The sequence below is a fragment of the Rhizobacter sp. P2_H2 genome, from assembly GCF_056403375.1.
In genome coordinates, this window is sequence record NZ_JBFUFP010000554.1 from 1 (window position 1) to 3,616 (window position 3,616).

4 protein-coding genes are annotated in these 3,616 nt (G+C 67.0%); 3 read left to right on the forward strand and 1 reads right to left on the reverse strand.

Features of this window, described 5'->3' with window-relative positions; translation table 11 throughout:
• The first annotated feature begins 314 nt into the window (after window positions 1–314).
• A complete protein-coding gene (locus AC1D15_RS22305) occupies window positions 315–1,082 on the forward strand; it encodes an ABC transporter ATP-binding protein (protein WP_465114797.1) in 768 nt (255 codons plus the stop codon).
• Between the two features lie 33 nt (window positions 1,083–1,115).
• On the opposite strand, the gene AC1D15_RS22310 is transcribed toward AC1D15_RS22305, so the two are convergent.
• The gene (locus AC1D15_RS22310; protein WP_477827685.1) at window positions 1,116–2,207 is read right to left on the reverse strand and encodes a porin; all 1,092 of its coding nucleotides are present in this window, start codon (window positions 2,205–2,207) and stop codon (window positions 1,116–1,118) included.
• A gap of 207 nt (window positions 2,208–2,414) precedes the next feature.
• On the opposite strand from AC1D15_RS22310, the gene AC1D15_RS22315 reads away from it, so the two are divergent.
• Together AC1D15_RS22315 and AC1D15_RS22320 are read left to right on the forward strand one after the other, a co-directional pair.
• A complete protein-coding gene (locus AC1D15_RS22315; protein ID WP_477827686.1) occupies window positions 2,415–2,630 on the forward strand; it encodes a hypothetical protein in 216 nt (71 codons plus the stop codon).
• 26 nt (window positions 2,631–2,656) lie between these two features.
• Window positions 2,657–3,616, forward strand: a 960-nt coding sequence (locus tag AC1D15_RS22320; RefSeq protein WP_477827687.1) for an alkaline phosphatase family protein, incomplete at its 3' end; no start/stop codon positions are given.

Here is a 3,616-nt window from a genome sequence, read left to right on the forward strand (position 1 = left end):
GCATCATTCCGTGTCTCCTTTCCCTCGGCGCGGCGGTCTTGCGACGGCGCGCCGTCATGTTCTGGACGGTCTGTCTACAACTGCCGTTGAAATCGATTTCAACTGAACCAGTGTGCCGCCGCTCGCGTGCTCGCGGCCATTCGGGTTAGCCCCATCAGATGCAACAGGTCGTTGACGAAGGTGAAGACGACCGGGGTCGGCGATGACCACCTCGCCTGCCGCGGGACGCGGCACATATGCAAACGCGAAATGCGCAGTTCACAGCGCCGTGTCGCACTCCTAAGGTCCGGCACTCCACCCCGAGGCACTCCACCATGGCGCACGCCGGCACCCTGCAGATCCAGCACCTGAGCAAGCAGTACGAAGTGAAGGGCGAACCGCTGTCCGTGCTCGACGACATCACGCTCACCGTCAACCCGGGCGAGTTCGTCAGCATCGTCGGCAGCAGCGGCTGCGGCAAGTCGACGCTGCTGCGGCTGATCGTCGGGCTGGACGAGAACTACCAGGGCGAGGTGCTGCTCGACGGCGAGCGCATCGTCGGCACCAGCCTGAACCGCGGCATCGTGTTCCAGGAGCACCGGCTGTTCCCGTGGCTCACGGTGGAGCAGAACATCGGGCTCGGGCTGCTGAACGGCGAGCTCAGCGAGAAACAGAAGGCCGACACGGTGCGCGAGCACATCGCGCTGGTCGGCCTGGCCGGCTTCGAGACGGCGTGGCCGCACCAGCTGTCGGGCGGCATGTCGCAGCGGGTGGCGATCGCGCGTGCGCTGGTCAACCGGCCCGAGGTGCTGCTGCTCGACGAACCGTTCGGCGCGCTCGACGCGCTGACGCGCGCCCACCTGCAGCAGGAGCTGCACCGCATCTGGCAGGCCGAAGGGATCACGATGATCCTGGTGACGCACGACGTCGAGGAAGCCGTCTACCTCGCCGGCAAGGTGGTGGTGATGGAGCCGCGGCCGGGCCGCATCCGCCGCATCGTGCCGGTGGAGCTCGATCACCCGCGAGACCGCGTGGGCCTCGCGTTCTCGCGCGTCAAGGAAGACGTGCTCGCCGAGTTCGCCGGCAAGGCTGGTCCAGGCTGAGCAACCGCCCGGCGCAGCACGTCCGCTTCCGAATCAGAAGCTGTGGCGGATGCCTGTCGTGAACTCGGTGATGTTGCGATCCCCGGCGTTCGTCAGGCCGGCCGGCACGGCGCTGGCCCAGCGGTCGGCGTAGCCGTCGCCTTCGTTCTTGAAGCGCGTCACCGCGCTGTACAGCGCCGTGCGCTTCGACAGRTCGTACTGGTARCCGACGCCGAAGGCTTGCGTCTTGCCTTCGTTCACGTTCTTGGCCTTGTTCTGCACGTACTGCGCGCGCACCGTGTTCGCGCCGAAGCGGTAGTCGCCGCCSACCCAGAAGCCCTGGCCGTCGGCATCCACCGCGCTGCGRTCGTTCACCGAGATCASGCCGGCCGTGCCGTGCCAGTCGCCGTACGTGTAGCCGACCGCGCCCGAGGTCGTGCGCACGTCCTGCGAGGTCAGGTCCTGCTTGTCGTCGACGAACGACAGCATCGCGTCGAAGCCGTAGCCGCTGTAGCGGGCRTAGAYGTCRGCCGTGCGCTGMTCGTTGGTCGCGCCGGTGGWCTCGCCGAAGCCCCACAGTGCRCCGGCCTTGAAGCCGCTGAAGGTCGGGGTCTCGTACTTGACCGAGTTGTTGATGCGCGCCGGGCCGCCGTTGCCGGTGGCCGAGTAGGTGGTGCCGCCGCGCACCGGCTCGTAGCCGCCGAAGCCGCCGATGACGGCCGTGCTCGCGCCGGTCGAGACGTTCGAGAACTCGCTGAAGTCGCTCGACAGGTTGTAGATGCTGCCGTACTGGCGACCCAGGGTCAGCGTGCCGARCTGCGCCGAGCCGATGCCGACRTAYGACTGGCGGCCCCAGAASGCGTTCTGGCCRTTGGTGCCGTCRTCGATGTTGACGCCGCTTTCGAGCACGGCCAGGGCACGCAGGCCGCCGCCSAGGTCTTCGGTGACGCGCAGGCCGAAGCGCGAGCCCTGCAGGCCRCCCGACTGCACGCGGCTCAGGTTGGCCGCGCCRTTGGCGAACTGCACGTAGGCATCGGCGACGCCGTACAGCGTCACGTTGGTGGAAGAGGCTTGCGCGTCTTGCGCATTGGCAGCCGAGGCAGCGGCGAGAGCAACCGCGGTCACGGCAAAGGTAGCGAGTTTCATGGGTTGGTTTCTGCGATGGCAGGTGGTCAAAACCGCGCCATCGTAGGAATCGCTGGCGGACGGGAACCTGTCCGGCAGATGACAAATTTGTCAGTGTCCTTCCGTGTGCGAACCCTTCGCATCAAAAACCACAAAGTCACACAAACACAATAATTACCACATAGCATGGGTGGGATCGACACGCTCCCAACCTCAGTCGGAACCCCCATGCACGCCATCCCTACCCCGCGGCCGGCCACACCGGCCCGCCACACATCGCTCCGCCACACACCGTCTGCATCGACTGCAGCCGCTTCCGCCCGGCGCTTCGCGCTGGGGGTGAGCGTCGCGATCTCCGTCGCGCTGACCGCCTGCGGCGGCGGCAACGACAACAAGGATTGCGGCTCGGCGGGCAACACCCGCGACCTGCATTGCGCGCCTTGAGCACGACGAACCCACGGACCGATGCCATGACGCTCAACCGCCGCAATTTCCTCCGCACCGCCGCTGGCTCCACCGTCGCGCTGGGCCTGTTCCCGCCCGCCATCCAGAGGGCCCTCGCGATCCAGGCCAACAACACGACCGGCACGCTGAAGGATGTCGAGCACATCGTGCTGCTGATGCAGGAGAACCGCTCGTTCGACCACTACTTCGGCACGCTCAACGGCGTGCGCGGCTTCGCTGATCCGTTCGCGATCCCGGTGCCCGATGCCGGCGCCATCCAGCGCCGCACGGTCTGGTCGCAGCCCAACGCCGTGAGCGGTGCCGCGCCGGCGGTGGTCGCGCCCTTCCACCTGAACACCACGCAGAACTTCAACGTGATGCGGGTGGAGGGCACGCCGCACTCGTGGGGCGACGCGCAGTACGCCTGGGACCAGGGCCGCATGAACACCTGGACCACCTACAAGAAGAACCATGCGATGGGTTACTACACGCAGGACGACCTGCCCTTCCAGTACGCGCTGGCGAATGCGTTCACGTTGTGCGATGCCTACCACTGCAGCTCGCAGACCGGCACCAACACCAACCGCCTGTTCGCGTGGACCGGCACCAACGACGGCCTGGCGCTCGGCAACGGCCCTGCCACGTACAACGACTACGACTGGTTCGACGCCAACCCCGGCAATGACGGCGGCTACACCTGGACGACCTATCCCGAGCGTCTCGAGCGTGCCGGCATCACCTGGCAGGTCTACGAGAACATGGACGACAACTTCACCGACAACTGCCTGGCCGGATTCCATTCCTTCCGCGACGCGTACTACCAGCGCCCCGGCTACTCGGAAGCGCTGCGCCAGCGCGGCGTCGGCACGCGCGACCTCGACAAGCTGAAGGAAGACGTGCTCGCCGGCAAGCTGCCGCAGGTCAGCTTCATCGTCGCGACGGCAGAAGGGTCGGAGCACCCCGGGCCGTCGAGCCCGGCCCAGGGC